At 61.6% G+C, this 17,086-nt stretch carries 19 protein-coding genes; 10 read left to right on the top strand and 9 right to left on the bottom strand.

The window, feature by feature from the left end; all coding sequences use genetic code 11:
* The first annotated feature begins 61 nt into the window (after positions 1-61).
* Positions 62-319, top strand: coding sequence for a hypothetical protein (locus BG57_RS03435; RefSeq protein ID WP_035960173.1), 258 nt, complete (start codon positions 62-64; stop codon positions 317-319).
* A 27-nt stretch (positions 320-346) separates the two neighbouring features.
* Here BG57_RS03435 and BG57_RS03430 read toward each other — a convergent pair whose 3' ends face one another.
* The 3 genes from BG57_RS03430 to BG57_RS03420 form a co-directional block, all read right to left on the bottom strand.
* On the bottom strand, positions 347-691 hold the full coding sequence (locus BG57_RS03430) for a response regulator (RefSeq protein WP_035960172.1): 345 nt from the start codon (positions 689-691) through the stop codon (positions 347-349).
* Positions 692-775: 84 nt separating this feature from the next.
* On the bottom strand, positions 776-1,570 hold the full coding sequence (locus BG57_RS03425; RefSeq protein WP_052005599.1) for an EAL domain-containing protein: 795 nt from the start codon (positions 1,568-1,570) through the stop codon (positions 776-778).
* 83 nt (positions 1,571-1,653) lie between these two features.
* Positions 1,654-2,367 carry a M48 family metalloprotease gene (locus BG57_RS03420; RefSeq protein ID WP_229753960.1) on the bottom strand — a complete coding sequence of 238 codons (714 nt, stop codon included), beginning with the start codon at positions 2,365-2,367 and terminating at the stop codon, positions 1,654-1,656.
* Positions 2,368-2,560: 193 nt separating this feature from the next.
* Here BG57_RS03420 and BG57_RS03415 point away from each other — a divergent pair, with 193 nt between their 5' ends.
* Both BG57_RS03415 and BG57_RS03410 read left to right on the top strand, forming a co-directional pair.
* Complete coding sequence (locus BG57_RS03415; protein ID WP_008347993.1) at positions 2,561-2,764, top strand: cold-shock protein; 204 nt, start codon at positions 2,561-2,563, stop codon at positions 2,762-2,764.
* Positions 2,765-2,969: 205 nt separating this feature from the next.
* Positions 2,970-3,413: a hypothetical protein gene (locus tag BG57_RS03410; RefSeq protein WP_035960170.1), complete on the top strand. Its 444-nt coding sequence runs from the start codon at positions 2,970-2,972 to the stop codon at positions 3,411-3,413.
* Between the two features lie 218 nt (positions 3,414-3,631).
* On the opposite strand, the gene BG57_RS03405 is transcribed toward BG57_RS03410, so the two are convergent.
* On the bottom strand, positions 3,632-4,399 hold the full coding sequence (locus BG57_RS03405; protein ID WP_035960169.1) for a sulfite exporter TauE/SafE family protein: 768 nt from the start codon (positions 4,397-4,399) through the stop codon (positions 3,632-3,634).
* 81 nt (positions 4,400-4,480) lie between these two features.
* Between BG57_RS03405 and BG57_RS03400 the strand changes: the two genes are divergently transcribed.
* Positions 4,481-5,365: a LysR substrate-binding domain-containing protein gene (locus BG57_RS03400; RefSeq protein ID WP_035960168.1), complete on the top strand. Its 885-nt coding sequence runs from the start codon at positions 4,481-4,483 to the stop codon at positions 5,363-5,365.
* Here BG57_RS03400 and ppk2 read toward each other — a convergent pair whose 3' ends face one another.
* Both ppk2 and BG57_RS03390 read right to left on the bottom strand, forming a co-directional pair.
* Positions 5,366-6,430: a polyphosphate kinase 2 gene (gene ppk2, locus BG57_RS03395; RefSeq protein ID WP_052005622.1), complete on the bottom strand. Its 1,065-nt coding sequence runs from the start codon at positions 6,428-6,430 to the stop codon at positions 5,366-5,368. It lies immediately after the preceding gene.
* Positions 6,431-6,505: 75 nt separating this feature from the next.
* Positions 6,506-6,727 carry an HP1242/YdcH family protein gene (locus BG57_RS03390; protein WP_035960167.1) on the bottom strand — a complete coding sequence of 74 codons (222 nt, stop codon included), beginning with the start codon at positions 6,725-6,727 and terminating at the stop codon, positions 6,506-6,508.
* A 240-nt stretch (positions 6,728-6,967) separates the two neighbouring features.
* Here BG57_RS03390 and BG57_RS03385 point away from each other — a divergent pair, with 240 nt between their 5' ends.
* From BG57_RS03385 to BG57_RS03375, 3 genes are all read left to right on the top strand, one after another.
* Positions 6,968-7,276, top strand: a complete 309-nt coding sequence (locus BG57_RS03385) for a hypothetical protein (RefSeq protein ID WP_152562497.1) — start codon at positions 6,968-6,970, stop codon at positions 7,274-7,276.
* A 292-nt stretch (positions 7,277-7,568) separates the two neighbouring features.
* Complete coding sequence (locus BG57_RS03380) at positions 7,569-8,942, top strand: sigma-54 dependent transcriptional regulator (RefSeq protein ID WP_035960166.1); 1,374 nt, start codon at positions 7,569-7,571, stop codon at positions 8,940-8,942.
* A gap of 150 nt (positions 8,943-9,092) precedes the next feature.
* The gene (locus BG57_RS03375) at positions 9,093-9,974 is read left to right on the top strand and encodes an isocitrate lyase/PEP mutase family protein (RefSeq protein WP_035960428.1); all 882 of its coding nucleotides are present in this window, start codon (positions 9,093-9,095) and stop codon (positions 9,972-9,974) included.
* A gap of 21 nt (positions 9,975-9,995) precedes the next feature.
* Here BG57_RS03375 and BG57_RS03370 read toward each other — a convergent pair whose 3' ends face one another.
* Positions 9,996-10,295 (bottom strand): DUF4148 domain-containing protein, encoded by a 300-nt coding sequence (locus BG57_RS03370; protein ID WP_035960165.1) that lies wholly within the window; start codon positions 10,293-10,295, stop codon positions 9,996-9,998.
* Positions 10,296-10,518: 223 nt separating this feature from the next.
* Between BG57_RS03370 and BG57_RS03365 the strand changes: the two genes are divergently transcribed.
* On the top strand, positions 10,519-10,812 hold the full coding sequence (locus BG57_RS03365) for a DUF1330 domain-containing protein (protein ID WP_035960426.1): 294 nt from the start codon (positions 10,519-10,521) through the stop codon (positions 10,810-10,812).
* A 47-nt stretch (positions 10,813-10,859) separates the two neighbouring features.
* On the opposite strand, the gene treA is transcribed toward BG57_RS03365, so the two are convergent.
* Both treA and BG57_RS03355 read right to left on the bottom strand, forming a co-directional pair.
* Complete coding sequence (treA, locus tag BG57_RS03360; RefSeq protein ID WP_035960162.1) at positions 10,860-12,500, bottom strand: alpha,alpha-trehalase TreA; 1,641 nt, start codon at positions 12,498-12,500, stop codon at positions 10,860-10,862.
* A 327-nt stretch (positions 12,501-12,827) separates the two neighbouring features.
* Entirely contained in the window at positions 12,828-13,943 is a 1,116-nt protein-coding gene (locus tag BG57_RS03355; protein ID WP_229753981.1) for an aldose epimerase family protein, read from the bottom strand.
* Between the two features lie 189 nt (positions 13,944-14,132).
* On the opposite strand from BG57_RS03355, the gene BG57_RS33285 reads away from it, so the two are divergent.
* Together BG57_RS33285 and BG57_RS03350 are read left to right on the top strand one after the other, a co-directional pair.
* A complete protein-coding gene (locus tag BG57_RS33285) occupies positions 14,133-14,309 on the top strand; it encodes a hypothetical protein (RefSeq protein WP_167569241.1) in 177 nt (58 codons plus the stop codon).
* 103 nt (positions 14,310-14,412) lie between these two features.
* Positions 14,413-17,049 carry a PAS domain-containing hybrid sensor histidine kinase/response regulator gene (locus BG57_RS03350; RefSeq protein WP_035960423.1) on the top strand — a complete coding sequence of 879 codons (2,637 nt, stop codon included), beginning with the start codon at positions 14,413-14,415 and terminating at the stop codon, positions 17,047-17,049.
* The last annotated feature ends 37 nt before the right edge of the window (positions 17,050-17,086 follow it).

The following is a 17,086-nucleotide window of genomic DNA, read 5'->3' as shown; positions in this document are numbered from 1 at the left end:
TCACCCAGTCGCGCGGCAGCCCACGCAGGCGTGCACTGCCCGTTCGCAGTAAACTGCATGAATGGAAAAGTGCCCTTACTGCGAGCGAATCCGCGACGAATGGGACTGTCACGGACAAACATGCCGCACCGCCATCGCACGCGCGCTGCGCCGACAGCGCATGGGCTTGCCGATGGTGCCCAAAGTCATACGCAATGAAATTCCTGCAGGCGCGAGCACCGGCGAGGTCATCACGCAGCTCTCGCGTCAGCGCTTGCGTGCGCGCCGCGCAAACGAAGAACGTCGCGCGCGCAAGGCTGCGGAAGATCAGGATCTTTGATTCGATCCGGACCAAAACGCCCAGCGGTCAGCAGGCGTTGAGCACTGCTCTGAAGCCGTCGGCGGTAAATGGCTTGAGGAAGAAACCATCGAAGTGCTCTTGCGCCTCCTTCTGGTGCCGGTCATCGCCGGTGACCGCGACGACGCACGCGAGCTTGCTTGGCCCTGCCGCGCGCAAACGCCGGCATAGATCGCGGCCATCCACGTCGGGCAGGTTGAGGTCCAGAAAGATCGTATCGTAGCTGTTGGCTGCCGCGAGCAGCATCGCCTGGTGGCCGTCGTACGCGACGTGCGCGACATGCCCCAGCGATATCGCGAGATCTCTGAAGGCATCGCAAAGTCGGGCGTCATCTTCTACAAACAGGACGAGCATGATCGGTCATCCAAAAGCGTTGATTCCCTCAGCATGCAGGGGCGTTGCTCTCGCATCGCTCTTCACGCAAAAAGCGCGCCACGCTCAGGCCGCGAACGATTCCGCGTTCAGCATCGGCACCGCCGCGAAAGCGGGCCTGGCGAAGAAATAGCCTTGCATGAGCCGGACGTCGTTCGCAGTGAAAAAATCGCGTTCGCCTTTCGTCTCGATGCCTTCCGCGATGACACGAATGCCCAGGTCGCGGCAAATGGCAAGCACGCCGCATACGATGCGCTGCCGCACCGAATCCGTGTCGACGCCGCGCACGAGATCCATGTCGAGCTTGATGATGTCCGGCTGAAAGTCCGCGAGCAGCGTCAGGCCGGAATAGCCCGCGCCGAAATCGTCGATGGCCGTCTGAAAGCCGAACCGCTTGTACGCGCGGAAAATATCGACGAGATGCGGCCGGCTGATAATGTCCTCGCCTTCCACCGTCTCGAAGATGATCCGCTCGATCGGGAAGTCATGCTTTTCCGCGGCTTCGAACGTACTGCGGATACAGGCTTCCGGCCGATACACCGCATTCGGCATGAAGTTAATCGAGAGGAAGCCTTGCAGCCCGAGCTGCGCGGCCTGCGCGATGGCCGTCGTGCGGCAGCGCTGGTCGAAGTGGTAGCGGTTTGCTTCGCTGACCTTGCCGAGCACCGTACCGGCCGGCTCGCCCTGCGGTCCGCGCACCAGCGCTTCGTGTGCGTAAGCGACGCCCGCCGCGACATCGACGATAGGCTGGAAAGCGAAAGCAAGCGCGAGTTCCGAACCGGGGTCCGTCTTGCACCCTGCACAGCCCGAAGAAACCGAATGAATGGCGACTGTGCTGACAGCGCCTTGTGCATCGTTCATGAAGTCTTGTCCTGTATCTTTGTCCGATTAGGCGCGTTACAGGATGTCAATATGACCGATCACGCAAGCGCCCATCGAGCGTTTTATCGGCATGTACTTTTGGCTTCTTTAGCGTCTTCGGCATGTGCGCAACGTTCACGCATGACGTTCAAACGCGTTGCATCGATACGGCCGCGTTTTGCCATGATTTCCATTGCCTCTAATGCAATTCGCGCGCCGCAAAGGGTGGCCGCTTTCGCATCGGCATCGAATTCCAGCGCCTTCGCGCGTTGGACCGTACGCGTTCGCCATGTTGGGAACAGCAGCGTCACCAGGATGGCGAACAGCGCACCGGGAATGGATACGCGCCATAGGTCCTCTCCGGGCCATGCCGCAAACATGATGCACGGCCCCGCGATGAGCGCGGTAACGCGGAACACGGTCTTGGCGAGATCGAAGAGAAGCACGCTTCGTTGCGTGGCATGCCCCACTTCATGCGCAAGCACGAGACACAGCAGCGGCTCGGGCAACGCGAGCGTAGGGGCGTCCACCTCGATCCGATTGAACAGCGGCTCATAGCAAGGCCCGTTATGACTCGCGGCCAGTCGCACCGTAGGCGGCGCGATGCCCAGAACCGCCGCATAGCGGGCAACGAGATGCATCACGTGTTGCTCGGCCGCTTCCATATAGACGGTAACGAAGTCATAGAGGAGGCCGCGCGTGCTGATACGGGCCTTCATCCATTCTGAACTCAACCGCGAGATTAGTGAGTTCGAGCGCCGCAGTGAATAGTTTTGTCCGTGACCGAACAGACGCACTCAGGCGACATGTGGAAAATTAAACCGACCGATTGCCATGCGACAGGTAATTTTGGGGTTTATGACGCCCGTGCGTCAATAAGCTAAGCAAAAACGCTTATTGGATCAAAATACGAAGGCATGGTAAAAATCAGTGTCGCTCGAAACGGCGAGCGCATCATCAACGTTTATTCGTCTCATAGGGTTTGGAAAAATGGCAACAGGTACGGTCAAGTGGTTCAATGATGCAAAGGGTTTCGGTTTCATCACGCCGGACGACGGCGGTGAGGACCTGTTTGCACATTTCTCCGAGATCCAGTCCAAGGGTTTCAAGTCGCTTCAAGAAAACCAGAAGGTGAGCTTCGAAGTCAAGCAAGGCCCGAAGGGCAAGCAGGCTTCGACGATCCAGCCGCTGTAATACGCGCGGTTTCGCATCGGTGCACGACGGCCCTTCGGGGCCGTTTCTTTTGCGCGCGCCATCGTACATCGCTATAAATCAGTAGAATCGCGCATCGGCCTGTGTGCCGTCGCTATGCTGGAATCAACCTTTTCTTCGTATCCGTGTGAAGCCGCGAAGCAGTCGACAAGAATTCCGCGCCTGGGCGTGGCCAACAACAAGCGCATTGCTCGCCCTGCTCTGGTGCGTGATGTCGAGCGCGCACGGGCAATCGTTTGCCGTGAACGCACACGCGGCCCGCTTCGTGACGGCGGTCGTGATGAATGACTTCCACACCGCTCAGGCGGGCGGCGGCTACGTGTTCTCGTATGAGAAGCTCGAAACGGAGTCGACGCTGACGGCCAAGCTCGAACGGTGGTTCTCCGGCGCCGCGCCCGACGCGCTGCGAATGGAACCCGCCGAAAAGCAAACCCTCTTCGGCTTTTACTGGGCGGCCAGCATGATGCCCGCGAACTCGCCATGCTTCGAATCCATCGCCAATCCGTCATGCAGCGACGAGTTGTCGAAGTGGATGGCGCGCGAGTTCGCCGACGATCCCCGATTCATTCGCGCCTATGAATCGGCGACGAAGCCGCTCGGCTTACCGCCGCTCATTCGAAACGCGCGCTGACGAGCGATGCCTGCGCCGGCGGCGTCGCGACTCACGGTCGATACAGCGATGCGGCCGCTTGCCTGGCGCCGCCTGCTCGTCGATGACTTCATCGCGGGCGTCGCGCATCCACGCGATCTTTGCGGCCACGCTTGCAAGCACGGAAAGCGCACCGATGGTCTCGAGTAAAGCAGCGATCATGATCGTTCGACAAGAAGGATGAGGCGACAGCGACCGGTTCAGTGATGCGAGAGCATCGGTCCATAAGTCCGCACGAAGAACGCGACCGTGATTCCCGCGCTCACGAGCAGCGTCCCTGTTCTGATCAACGCCGGCGATGCGCGTCGACCCAGTTGCGCGCCGCCGTATCCGCCGGCGATCGCCGCAACGAGCATCGCGATGGTCTCGGGCCAGCGCACCGCATGCGCCACGGCGAACGTGACGGCAGCAACCGAATTCGCCGCGCTGACGAGCAGCGTGCGCGGCGCGTTGAGGCTCTTGAGATCGCGGGTATCGAGCAGGCCCCATACGGCCATCATCATGATGCCGACCGCGCCTCCGAAGTAACCGCCATAGACGCCGAGTAAGAGCTGAATCGCGAGCACGGCGGGCGCTCCGATACGCCAGCGCTTGCGCAACACCTCGCCGAGACGGCGGCCAAAGGCGAGCGCGAGACTCGCGCATAGCAGCAGCCAGGGGAGCAAGAACGAGAACGTCGATGACGATGTCGACAGCAACAGCGCCGCGCCGATCATTCCGCCGATAAGCGTCGTGACGAGCATCGCGCGCATGGGCACGGAGCCGACGGGACCGAGGCCGTCGCGATACGCCCATGCGCTGACCACGCCGCCCGGAAACAGCGCCACCGTCGACGATGCGTTCGCCTGAACCGGCGGCACGCCTGCCGCGATGAGCGCGGGCAGGCTGACGAACGATCCGCCGCCGGCCAGCGCGTTCATCGCGCCCGCGATGAATCCGGCGACGATCACTACGATAAGAGGTTCCATGCGGCAAATCGTAGCGAGCACGGCGCGCGCTTACAATCTGGCATTTCCTATGCGAGGCTTCGGCGCGACCGAAGGCACGGCATGCGTTTCGATCTCACCGACATGCGCCTGTTCTTGACCGTGATCGAACGCGGCAGCATCACGGCGGGCGCGCAAGCAATGCATCTCGCGCTGGCGTCCGCAAGCGAGCGGATTGCCGGCATGGAGGCCGCGCTGGGCGCCCCGCTTCTCGAGCGCAATCGACGCGGCGTGCAAGCCACCGCAGCCGGCGAGAGCTTCGTGCGCCACGCACGCATGATTCTTGGTCAGGTCGAGCAGATGCGCGGAGACTTGCGCACCTATGCAACGGGTCTCAAAGGCCGCATCAAGCTCATGTCGAATACCGCGGCATTGGCCGCGTATTTACCGCCGCGCCTGACGCGGTTTCTCGCGGCTCATCCCGATCTGTCCATTGATCTCGATGAACGGCCCAGCGTGGACATCGTGCAGGCGGTGATGGAAGGCCGCGTGGACCTCGGCATTGTCGCGGACATTACGGACCTCGGCGGGATCGAGACGCGGCTGGTGACGCAGGATCAGCTCGTCGTGGTGGCGAGCCGCACGCATCGCGTGGCGAAGGAGAGTGCTGTGGCGTTCGCCGATATCGTCGGCGAAGCGTTCGTCGGACTCGCGGATGCGGCGCTCGAAATGCATCTTGCCGAGAAGGCGTCGCGGCTTGGCAGGCAGCTCAATTACCGCATCCAGATGCGAAGCATCGATAACGTCGGCATGCTGGTCGAAGCGGGCATTGGCATCGCGATACTCTCGCGTGCATCGGCGCAATTGCTCGGCCGTCCCGAGCTTGCGATTGCGCCGCTGTCCGAGCCGTGGGCCGCGCGCCGGCTGCATGTGTGCGCGCGTTCCTTCGATGCCCTCACGCCGCAAGCGAACCTGCTCGCTCACGCCATCATGGCCGACGACGCCTGATCAGAAAGCGCGTCCCACGATGAGCGGATCGACAGGGCCGATCGTCCGGATATCGCGATTCGCATACGGCAAGCGATGCAGCACATACCGCATGGCGTTCAGCCGCGCGCGCTTCTTGCAGTCCGATCGCACGACGGTCCACGGCGTGTCGGCCGTATCGGTGTGAGCGAACATCGCTTCCTTTGCTGCGGTGTAGCCGTCCCACTTGTCGAGCGAAGCAAGGTCCACCGGACTCAGTTTCCATTGCTTGAGCGGATGAACTTCACGTTCCTTGAAGCGGCGACGCTGTTCCGCGCGGCTGACGGAAAACCAAAACTTGACGATGTGCACGCCGCTTTGCGTGAGATGACGCTCGAACGCCGGCACCTGCTGCATGAACGCGTCGTACTCCTGGTTCGTGCAGAAGCCCATCACACGCTCGACGCCCGCGCGGTTGTACCAGGAGCGGTCGAACATGACGATCTCGCCCGCTGTCGGCAGATGCTCCACGTAGCGCTGAAAATACCATTGTCCGCGTTCGCGCTCGGATGGCTTTTCCAGCGCGACGACACGCGCGCCACGAGGATTCAGATGCTCCATGAATCGCTTGATCGCGCCGCCCTTGCCCGCCGCGTCGCGGCCTTCGAACAGAATGACCACGCGCTGGCCGGTTTCCTTCACCCACGCCTGGAGCTTGAGCAGCTCCACTTGCAGCCGATACTTCTGCTTCTCGTACGCTTGCCGCGACATGAGATGCTTGTACGGATAGCCACCGTGACGCCAGCCGGCCGATAGTTCGTCATCCTGATTCTGCCGGCGCGAGCCGCGCACACCGACCGGCGACATGCCGTCGAGCAGATGCGCGCGCAAGGTGGCGATTTCGTCCGGCGAAAGGCCGCCCATCAACGCCTTCATCGTGTCGATGCGCGTCTCGCTGCTGTTCGATGCCGCGTTCGCCAGCACGTCTTCCATGCTGCTGGAAATGAGTTCGTTCGCGGCATCAATTGCCTCTTGCGTCTCACGACTCTCGAATTGCGCGGGCGTCTCGACGACGCCAACGCCCCCGTCGAGGTCTTCCTTCGCAATGTCCTGCGAGGCTTTGGTCCCACGTCCCTCGGATGCGCGTGTGCTTCTCACGTTCGATTTCTCCCTATCCCTGCTTTAGGCGGCTTGCGCGGCTTTTCGCAGCACGACATACATCTTGTCCTTCAGAAGGAGCTTTTCCTTTTTGAGCGATTCGATCGTGAACGAATCTGCGGGCGTTGCGCCGGACTCCATGTTTTGAATCTCATGGTCCAGTTGATTGTGGCGCTCGAAGAGCTTCGAGAAGTGCCCGTCTTCGGTCTTCAGCCGAGAAATGAGGTCACGGTATTCGGGGAACATGCGGATCTCCAGTGCATGATTGCGTTAGGCCTACGTAGTACATCTTACCGATCGAAGACCGCGCTTTCGTCTCGTTTCTGCACATTGGCGTGCGTGAAATCGCCGCAGCAGGCTCAGGCCTTCGTCAAGCGATAAAAGCGTTGCGCCGCCTAGGCACAAACCCTCCTGCCCCCAGGCAAGTTGCTTGCGCACAATGGATTGGCCTGCTTGGCGCATCGAGCGCCGATCGTGGAGGGCATCATGACAAGCAATCGCGTCGCCGTTGCGTCACTCGCGTTGGGTGTAGCTGCAGTTTTCATCGTCGAAGCCGCACACGCCGATAACCGCGCTGCGCAAAAGCTCGGGCAGATCGGTGTGATCAATCAGACGCTGCAACCGAAACCGCCGAAGTCGTCGCCGGGCGGGTACTCGAATTCACCGAACACGAATGCGCCGACCCCGGGTTACACGGGTAACACGGCGATTAATGCAAATGCCGCCAACGCCGCCAATTCGGCGAATGCCGCCGCGAATGCGCGCGCCGGCGCAACGATGCGCAACGGAAAATGAATTTAGAGGGTTAACCCTCGATAGCGGCAAATGCGACAAATCTACTTCTTTGGCGGCCGGGTAAAACATTCCGCCCGCTCGCCCTTATCTGGCGGCGCTTTGTCGCTAAATGCATGCATTTTCACCGCAGATAAGTACGGCCGTTTCGCAAAATGTGCTCAAGCGTTTTCAATCGCAATGCTTAGACCAATGTAAACATTTAAAAGACGCGTATCGTTTGCGCCGCTTTTTGCCTCGGCGATTCCAATGGATACTGTGCTTACAAACACACAAATATCTGAGAGAAGAAGCCATGTACGGGGAACCCAGAACGCTCTACTACGCCGGCCGCACCGTTTCGGAGGACTTGTCCGAACGCCTGCACGCACGCGGCTGGAAGATCGAATACGTCAATCCCGCGAAACAAGGCAAATTGTCGAGGCACGGAAAGGGCGCCGCGGCCGGCATCGTGGACCTGACGAGCGGCGAATGCGCGAAAGACATCGCCGCCCTCACGGCTTTGCTCGCGGGCTATCGCATCGGCTGGGTCGCGACGGTCGCTGCCTCCCAGGCCGACGATCCCGAACTATGCCGGCTGATACGCGACTACTGCTTCGACTACGTCACCGTGCCGTCGTCGGCGGACCGCATCGTCGATGCCGTGGGTCACGCTTACGGCATGGTCTCCTTGCACGACGCAGCCAGCAATGATCCGCTCAAGTCCGACACCGCCGAAGGCGGCATGATCGGCGACTGCGAACCGATGAAGGCGTTGTATCGCTCGATCCGCAAAGTCGCCATGACCGACGCGCCCGTCTTCATCTCAGGCGAATCGGGCACCGGCAAGGAACTGACGGCGCATGCCATTCACGAACGCTCGGCGCGCCGTGCGCAGCCGTTCGTCGCGATCAATTGCGGCGCGATTCCTCCGCATCTGTTGCAGTCCGAACTATTCGGCTACGAACGCGGCGCATTCACCGGCGCGAATCAGCGCAAGATCGGCCGCGTGGAAGCGGCGGACGGCGGCACGCTGTTTCTCGATGAAATCGGCGATTTGCCGCTCGAAAGCCAGGCGAGCCTGCTGCGCTTTCTACAGGAGCGCAAGATTGAACGGCTAGGTGGCCAAGGCTCGACGCCCGTGGATGTCCGCATCATTTCCGCGACGCACGTCGACATGCAAAGCGCGATGCTTGCAGGACGTTTTCGCGCTGACCTGTACCACCGATTGTGCGTGCTGCAGATCGACGAGCCGCCGTTGCGCGTGCGAGGCAAGGATATCGAACTGCTCGCCGAGCATATGCTCGAACGCTTCCGCAAGGATGCGAGCCGGCGGCTACGCGGCTTCTCGCCTTGCGCCATCGCGGCGCTTCACAACTACAACTGGCCGGGCAACGTGCGTGAGTTGATCAATCGCGTGCGACGCGCCATCGTCATGTGCGAAGGCCGGCAGATTCTCGCGAGCGACCTCGAACTCGGCGATTACGTCGAAGCCGCGCCGACGACGCTTGCTCAGGCACGCGAAGCGGCGGAGCGGCAGGCGATCGAAGTGGCGCTGTTGCGTCACCGGGGACGGCTCGGCGAAGCAGCCGATGAACTCGGCATCTCGCGCGTGACGCTGTATCGGATGCTCACCGCGTACGGCTTGCGCGCGAAAGCGGATCGGCCGCTTCAGGTTTCGGGCGGTTAGCGCATCCGGCAAGCGCAACGGAAATAGAACGGGCTTTGGCGTTAGCGCCGAAGCTCCGTACGCTTTAACATGGCGGGCTATGGCATGCATGCACTGCACGTCGGCATGGCGTGCCTCGACGCCCGATCTTCTATTTCCGGATATTCAGCCATGACCACATCTTCTTCCCGCCGCCGCGCCGCGTTCCGTGAACTGGTGAATGCACGCCGTGGCCTGCTCCTGCCGGGCGCATTCAACGCAATGAGCGCGCGCGTCGCCGCCGATCTGGGATTCGAAGCGCTTTACATCACCGGCGCGGGCGTCACCAACATGTCGCTCGGCATGCCGGACCTCGGCTTCATCGGACTTGCGGAAGTGGCGGAACACACGACGCGCATCCGCGACGCCGTCGATCTGCCGCTCGTCGTCGATGCGGATACCGGCTTCGGCAACGCACTGAACGTGCGCCATACGATACGAACGCTCGAGCGCGCGGGCGCCGACGCGGTTCAACTCGAAGATCAGGTGATGCCGAAGAAATGCGGCCACTTCGCGGGCAAGGCCGTCATCTCGACGAACGAGATGGTCGGCAAGATTCGCGCTGCCGTGGATGCACGCGAGGACGAGAACTTTCAGATTATCGCGCGCACGGATGCCTGCGCGGTCGAGGGCTTCGATGCGGCGATCGAACGCGCGAACAGGTTCGTCGAAGCGGGCGCGGACATTCTCTTCATCGAAGCGATTGAAACGCAAGAGCAGATTGCGTCGTTGAACAAGCTCGTCGCGGCGCCGCAGTTGATCAACATCGTGATCGGCGGGAAAACGCCCGTGATGGGCCGCGATGAATTGGAGCGGCTGGGCTTCAGCCTCGTGCTGTATGCGAACGCGGCTTTGCAAAGCGCGGTGCGCGGCATGCAGACGGCGTTGGGTGCGCTCAAGGAGCATGGCAGGCTCGACGAAGATCCTGCTATCGTCGCACCCTTTGCAGAGCGCCAGAGACTCGTCGACAAACCTCTGTTCGACGAGCTCGATCGCAAATACGCCGCAGACTAAACCATTTGCTGGCTGGCGCGCTTAGCGCGTGTACATCGCGTTCCAGTCGGCTTGCGAGACGCCGCTTCCCGATTGCGCCGTGCCATTCGACGCACCGCCGTAAGCGGTCGCGCCCTTACGAGCCGCGAGCTTCGCTTCGGCTTGTTGAATCGCTTGCGGGTAATGCGCCTGATCGCCGTCGCCGGCGCGATAACCGACGCTTTGCAGTTCCGCGAGTTCGGCACGGACCTGAGCGCGCGTGAGCTGGCTGCCCTGCGCGAACGACAAAGCGGGAACAACGAGAGCGGTTGCGATAACTACTGCGCGAATTGAAGACTTCATTTTCCAGACTCCAGTGATTGGGTGCTTGCCCCGTGCGCTACGCGTCGAAGCAATGAACGAAGTCTAGGCTCATCGTTTTCCCGGGTTAACCCCTAGCCACGGAAAGCACTCTTCACTGGATTGCGCAGAATCGCGTGCATGAAATCAAACGCGATTTTTTGCTATGCTCGCCCTCGCATCGACGCATCGCGCCAAGGCGCTCAACGAACAACAGGAGATTCAGATGGCTAAAGCATATTGGGTCAGTGCATACCGCAAGATTCACAAGCCCGAGCAAGTCGCGGAATATTCGAAGCTCGCGACGGTAGCGATCAAGGAAGCCGGCGGACGTCCGCTGGCTCGCGGCGTCGCATCGACGGTGCACGGCGCAGGCATCGCTGAGCGCACGGTGTTGATCGAGTTCGATTCGCTCGAACAGGCACTCGCCACGTTCAACGGCGAGAAGTATCAGGAAGCGTTGCGCGTGCTCGGCGACGCATGCGAGCGCGACTTCCGCGTCGTCGAAGGGCTGGAGTAAGCATCACGCGCGAGGCGGCGAAATGCATGCCGCCTCGCAGCGCCCGGCTATTGTCCGGGCGCGTAGAGATCCAGTAGACGCAACGTCACGCCGTTCGTCCATCCGAAGCCGTCCTGCAGCGGATATTCGCCGCCCCCGCCGCCGCCCGTCCCCGTTCCTTCCACGATGTACTTCTCCACGAGCTTTTGCTGCGTGGCGTAGACGTTATTCACGTCGCTCAGAAAGCGCGTGCCTATTTGCTGCGCGAGATCCCCGCGGCCGTAACGGCGCAATCCCTGCACGGCGATCCAGTGCAGCGGTGCCCAGCCATTCGGCGCGTCCCACTGTTGCGTGGTGTTGTACGTCGTCGTCGTGAGGCCGCCGGGTTTGAGCAGCAAGGTCTCCACGGTACGTGCGGTGACATGCGCGCGATCCGGCCACGCCGCCCCTGCAAACAACGGATAAAGCATTGCCGCCGATGGATTGTTGCGCGGCTGCCCGAGCTTCCAGTCATAGTCCCCGTAATAGCCGTTGCTGTTCCAGAGATACTTGTTGATGCCAATGGCGCGTTTTGCCGCTTTGCCGATGAATTCGGCGACGCATCCGAAGTCGCGCACTTCGCCGCATCCGCGCGCGATCGTCGTTTCCAGATGGAACATCAGGCTGTTAAGGTCGATGGGCACGATCGACGTCGTGCGGATCGTCGCAAGCGTCTGGTTGTCGCCGAACCAGCGGGAACTGAAATCCCAGCCGCTTTCCGCCGCCGCGCGCAGATCGCGATACACCTCGTTCGCGGTGCGGTCATGGACGGTGCTGGCAGTCGTCACGTCCTGAAGATACGACTCGTCGCGCGGCGTATCGCGCTCGTCCCAGTAGCGGTTGAGCACGGTACGGTCGGGCAGCATGACCACGTTGCGCACCGCGCCGCCCGGCTCGAGCGAATGCGCGCCTTTCATCCAGTAGTGATACTCGCGGCGCATTTGCGGCAAATAACGCTGATACACGCGTGCGCCTTCCTTGTGCGCGGCAAGTTCCACCATGTACGAGAAGAACGGCGGCTGCGAGCGGCTCACGTAGTAAGAGCGATTGCCGTTCGGAATGTGGCCGATGGTGTCGATCAGATAGGCGAAGTTGTCGAGCATGTTGTCGACGAGGTCTTCACGGCCGGCTTCCTGAAGACCGAGCATCGTGAAATAGGTGTCCCAGTAATAGCCTTCGCGAAAGCGCCCGCCCGGCACGACGTAAGGCTTGGGCATCGGGATGAGCGTGCTGTAGGGCGGCACCGTCGACGTATTGCGAGTCAGCGCGGGCCATAGCCAGTTGATGTGATCGCGCAATGTCTGATTCGGCGGCGGCGTGATGACCTGATCGGTCGGCGGCGTGAAATACCGCGCGACGAACGCCGAGAGGCTGAAGCCCGGCACCGCGCGTTGTTGCAGATATAGCGCGTTGATTTGCGCAGGGGCTATTTTCGGCGTGGCATCGACGAAAGTCTTCTGGTCCGGATAAATCTGCTGCGTTTGTACGGCGACGAAAAGCTCGCCGTATAACTCACTGGGCGGCGGCGGGACGACATAGCCCTTTTGCGCATCGGCATGAGCGACGCTTGCCGCGCTCAACAGAATCCACGCACCCAGCAAGCGGCGCGCAACATGCGCCAGGTGCTGCGACGCATCACGCGCCTGACGATACCGCGACAGTACGATCATGTTCACTCCTCCAAAGGGCGATGACCCGGACTGGTCCCGCACGCGCCTTTCATTTTCATGGGATATGAAGCACAGCGAAGCATCGCACGTTCTCGTGGTCGGTGGCAATGGATTCGCGTCTTTGACGATCGCGTATGAAAGTGCTAGCGCGAAGGGCCTCGCGCTGCATCGGGCGTTTCATTCTCATTGCACACGTGATGCGAAAGGTTGACGTAAAGCCCGCTGTCTTCTACGTTCGCAGCGGGCTTCACCGCGCATGAACTCCCCGATGACGCTGTGGTCGGTGGTGCGGACGACCGTATCGGTTGCTAGCGTAAGCGCAGCGTCTCAACGCAAGCCAAACTTCCAGACCGTGACTTCGTGATACTCATCCCCGGGCCGAAGTTCGGTGGACGGAAAAGACGGACGGTTCGGCGAATCAGGGAAATGCTGGGCTTCGAGCGCGAAGCCGTCGGTCTGACGGTATGTGGTCCCGGAAACGCCGGCCACGCTGCCATCCAGTCCATTCGATGTATAGAACTGCAAGCCCGGCTGCGTCGTATAGACATCGAGCACGCGGCCGCTCGCGGGATCATAGGCACGTGCGGCGAAGGCAGGTTCGCCGTCGCGCTGTCCCGGCTTGTCGAGCTTGAAGTTCTGGTCGTAGCCGCGCGCATGACGCAACTGGGGAAACGACGAGCGCAAGCGCGCGCCAATCGGAGTCAGTGCGCGCAGGTCGAGCGGCGTGCCTTCGACGGATGCGATCTCGCCCGTGGGTATCGAATCGGCGCGCGTGGGCGTATAAGTGGACGCGGCGATCATGATGAGCTGCCCTTCCACGCTTCCGCTGCCCTCGCCCGCGAGATTGAAATAACTGTGGTTGGTGAGATTGACGACGGTCGGCTTGTCCGTCTTCGCGCGATAGTCGATACGCACTTCGTTATCGTCAGTCAGCGTGTATGTCACGTCCACAGTCAACGTGCCGGGGAAACCGTTCTCGTTGTCCGGGCTGACATGACGCAATTGCACGCCCGCGACCGTGTTGTTCTGAAACGTACGCACGACGGTCCAGAGCTTTTCATCGAAGCCGCGCGGTCCGCCGTGCAGCGTGTTGGGCGGATCGTTGATAGGCAGTTGATAGGTCCGGCCATCAATCGTGAATCGTCCTTGTGCGATGCGATTCGCATAACGGCCAATGACGCTGCCGAAATGGATGTTGCCGTTGTATCGCTCGTAATCGGCAACGGAGCCGAAGCCGAGGACGACATCCGCGCGGCGTCCGCGTCTGTCGGGCACATCGATTCGCGTGACGATGGCGCCATGGGTCATGCAGGTTATCGACACGCCATGCGAGTTCGCGAGCGTGTATTGCACGACGGGCTGCCCTTGCTGCGTCGTGCCAAAAGGTGCCGACGTGATGGTCGCCGCATCAGTGAACGAACTGCCTACAACAAAGAACGCCATCGATGCGGCCCAGTGTGCAGCGGCGCGCCGGGAAAACGTGGTCATAAGTGTTTGACAAGGCAAGCGAAGCTCGAAGGTTCTTTGCAGCATCGACCATACCCAAGGGTTGAGGTACAACCAGGCGTCAGGCACGCGTGATGCAACCAGCGCCCTGAGCAACACGCTCATCCAATGACAGAAGGAGTGCATATGACCGAGTCAACCGATCGCCCGACGCCGCCCAGGCAGACCACCACGGACCCGACTACTGCGGATCGACGCCTGAGCGACGAACAGAAGCAGAACCTCAAGGACGAACCCGATCCGCCACAGGAGAACAAAGGGCAGCCGTTACCGGATCCGAACGCGGTCGGCGAAGCGGGTTGAACGCATCAAACGCACGGCCGTGCGTGCGTCTTTAAATGCGATGTGGTATCCGTACGCAGAAAGCAACGACGCGCCGCGCCGTTCAACCGCAGCAAGGACGACCATGTACGATCCTGCTCACTTTCTTCCCTCGTTCGTATGGCGGGCGGCGCGCGACGGATTCATTCAGTACGCGAATCCGTGGGCGTGCCGCTATCTGGGCCTTGCGTCTGAGGAATTGGTCGGCAGGCATTGGCGCGAATTCATTCATCACCAGGACGAGGAGCTGGTGCGCGACGCCGTGCGTCAAATGCGCAACGACACGCTCCTGAATAACGTCGACGTCCGCCTGTTGCGCGCGGACGGCGAATTCCGCTGGCATACGCTCCATCTTCAGGCGCGGCGCGACGAAGAAGAGCGCATCGCCGATACCGTGGGCGTCGCCATCGACATTCACGAATGCCGGCATGCGTGGGAGCTTTACGAAGCGAGCGAGCGGCGTCTTCAACTGGCCTTCGCGGGCGCGCGCATGGGCGCGTGGGAATGGGACATGACGACGCGCGTCGTGCGCATGACGCAGCAACTCGCGGCGATGTACTCGTTTCCGGCAGGCACTGAAACCGCCATGCTCTCGGAGATATGGGACCGCGTCGCGCCCGAGTCCCGCGAACACTTTCAACGCAATCTCGCGCAGGCGCTACGCGACGGCGGCCCGTTCGAATTCGACTTCATGCTCGACGGCGGCCCTGCTAGCCGCCGATGGCTGCGCATGCGAGGCAACCCCGAATTCGATCCGCGCGGCACGCTGGTACGCGTGTATGGCGTGAGTTTCGACATCAGCGAGCAACGCGCCGATGAAGAGCGCCTGAGCCTCAGCGAGCGGCGTTATCGCGCGCTCGTGGAATCGACGGGTGCGCTCATCTGGTCCGCCGACGCCAACGGCGAGATTCATCCGTCGAGCGGCGACTGGGAGAACTTCACGGGCGCGCGGCACGAGCGACTGGCGCGCTGGGGCTGGCTCGACTTCGTTCATCCCGATGACCGCGAGCAAACGCGCAAGGCATGGCTCGAAGCCGTGCATCAGGGCGGCCCGACGACGCTCACATTCCGCATGTATCGAAGGGATGGCGTCTATCGCATGGTGCAGGCGCAGGCGGCGCCGCTTTACGACGAGCAAGGCCATCTCCAGGAATGGTTCGGCACCACGACCGATGTCACGCCGCGATACGAAGCGCAAGCAGCGATAGAAGCACGCAGCCTGCGCCTCACGGTTGCGATGCAGGCCGCGAAGATTCATATCATTTCGCTGGAACTGGCTACGTGGTCATTGATGTTCGAGACCGTCGGCAAGCTGCGCACGGAGCCAATCGAAACGATCACCTATGAAGAGGCGTTGGCCCGCGTACATCCCGACGATGCGCCGACGCTCGACCGCTTCGTGCGCCGTCTTGCGGCCGGCGAAGACCCGCGCGAGCAGTTCGAATTTCGCGTGAAGGACGAACAAGCCGAGCGATGGATGCAAGGCAGCGCGCTGCTCCAGCGCGGCAAGGACGACAAGCCGCTGCGCATCATCGGCAGCCTGATCGACATTACCGAGCGCAAGCACATGGAACTGGTGCTACGCGAATCGGGCCGCCGCAAGGACGAATTTCTTGCGATGCTCGCGCACGAACTGCGCAACCCGCTCGCGCCGCTGCGCACGGCCATCGCACTGTTGCAGAAGGACGAAGGCGTATCCGCGCGCACGAGTGAGCTTGTCGAACTGATGCGCCGGCAAGTCGAGCACATGACGCGCATCGTCGATGACCTGCTCGAAGTGTCGCGGATCACGCAAGGGCGTATCGCGTTGAAGACGGAGCCGGTGCTCGTCGGCACGGCCGTCTATCACGCGGTCGAAGCCATCGCCGCGATGGTGGAAGCGCGCAAGCAGCACATACAGGTCGATGTCCCCGATGCGACCACCTGGGTCTGCGGCGATGTCACGCGCCTCTCGCAGATACTCGTCAACGTGCTCAACAACGCCACCAAGTACACGCCGGAGCACGGGCAGATTTCGGTCAGCGTGAAGGCCGAGCAGGACTGGGTGTCCATCGTGATCGCCGATACGGGCACGGGCATCTCCGCCGATTTGCTGCCGAAGGTGTTCGAGCTTTTCTCGCAAGGCGAGCGCACGCTGGACCGCTCGAATGGCGGACTCGGCATCGGCCTATCGCTGGTGAAGAAGCTCGTCGAGATGCACAAGGGGACCATCACCGTGCAAAGTCCGGGGCCGGGCCTCGGCACGACCGTGACCGTGCGCCTGCCACGGCTGCATCATCACGAACGGCATTCGGCGCTCGCGCTGTCCGAAGCGGGTTCGATAGGCACGCAGGCCGCGTTGCGCGTGCTGATCGTGGACGACAATCGCGACGCCGCCGACTCTCTCGCAATGCTGTGCGAATCCGAGGGACATGTCACGCGCGTGGCCTATTCGTCCGAGGAAGCGCTGGCGGCATCGCAGTTCGAAGCCGATGTCGCGTTGCTCGATATCGGCCTGCCGGACATCGACGGATACGAGCTTGCGCGCCGTTTGCGACGCAAGGGCGCGAGCGCACCGCTGCTCGTCGCGATCACCGGATACGGACAAGCGGAGGACCGCTTGCGCGCGCAATCCGCAGGCTTCGATTATCACTTCGTCAAACCTGTCAACGTCGAGAGCCTGCTGAAGCTGTTGTCTTCCCTCACCGCCGACCGCCCCGCCGGACGCACCGCGGAACGATGATTGCTTTGCCCGTGTCACCGAAACTCAACGGGAGGCA

This window comes from Caballeronia grimmiae (genome assembly GCF_000698555.1).
Taxonomy (GTDB): domain Bacteria; phylum Pseudomonadota; class Gammaproteobacteria; order Burkholderiales; family Burkholderiaceae; genus Caballeronia; species Caballeronia grimmiae.
The sequence above is the reverse complement of the archived record's forward strand: the minus strand, read 5'-3'. Positions and strand labels throughout refer to the sequence as shown.

Bases quoted from the DNA above. Each gene is read 5' to 3' on its own strand.
- BG57_RS03435 (WP_035960173.1), top strand. From the start codon at position 62: ATGGAAAAGTGCCCTTACTGCGAGCGAATCCGCGACGAATGGGACTGT.
- BG57_RS03430 (WP_035960172.1), bottom strand. From the start codon at position 691: ATGCTCGTCCTGTTTGTAGAAGATGACGCCCGACTTTGCGATGCCTTC.
- BG57_RS03425 (WP_052005599.1), bottom strand. From the start codon at position 1,570: ATGAACGATGCACAAGGCGCTGTCAGCACAGTCGCCATTCATTCGGTT.
- BG57_RS03415 (WP_008347993.1), top strand. From the start codon at position 2,561: ATGGCAACAGGTACGGTCAAGTGGTTCAATGATGCAAAGGGTTTCGGT.
- BG57_RS03405 (WP_035960169.1), bottom strand. From the start codon at position 4,399: ATGGAACCTCTTATCGTAGTGATCGTCGCCGGATTCATCGCGGGCGCG.
- BG57_RS03400 (WP_035960168.1), top strand. From the start codon at position 4,481: ATGCGTTTCGATCTCACCGACATGCGCCTGTTCTTGACCGTGATCGAA.
- BG57_RS03390 (WP_035960167.1), bottom strand. From the start codon at position 6,727: ATGTTCCCCGAATACCGTGACCTCATTTCTCGGCTGAAGACCGAAGAC.
- BG57_RS03385 (WP_152562497.1), top strand. From the start codon at position 6,968: ATGACAAGCAATCGCGTCGCCGTTGCGTCACTCGCGTTGGGTGTAGCT.
- BG57_RS03380 (WP_035960166.1), top strand. From the start codon at position 7,569: ATGTACGGGGAACCCAGAACGCTCTACTACGCCGGCCGCACCGTTTCG.
- BG57_RS03375 (WP_035960428.1), top strand. From the start codon at position 9,093: ATGACCACATCTTCTTCCCGCCGCCGCGCCGCGTTCCGTGAACTGGTG.
- BG57_RS03370 (WP_035960165.1), bottom strand. From the start codon at position 10,295: ATGAAGTCTTCAATTCGCGCAGTAGTTATCGCAACCGCTCTCGTTGTT.
- BG57_RS03365 (WP_035960426.1), top strand. From the start codon at position 10,519: ATGGCTAAAGCATATTGGGTCAGTGCATACCGCAAGATTCACAAGCCC.
- treA (WP_035960162.1), bottom strand. From the start codon at position 12,500: ATGATCGTACTGTCGCGGTATCGTCAGGCGCGTGATGCGTCGCAGCAC.
- BG57_RS03355 (WP_229753981.1), bottom strand. From the start codon at position 13,943: ATGGCGTTCTTTGTTGTAGGCAGTTCGTTCACTGATGCGGCGACCATC.
- BG57_RS33285 (WP_167569241.1), top strand. From the start codon at position 14,133: ATGACCGAGTCAACCGATCGCCCGACGCCGCCCAGGCAGACCACCACG.
- BG57_RS03350 (WP_035960423.1), top strand. From the start codon at position 14,413: ATGTACGATCCTGCTCACTTTCTTCCCTCGTTCGTATGGCGGGCGGCG.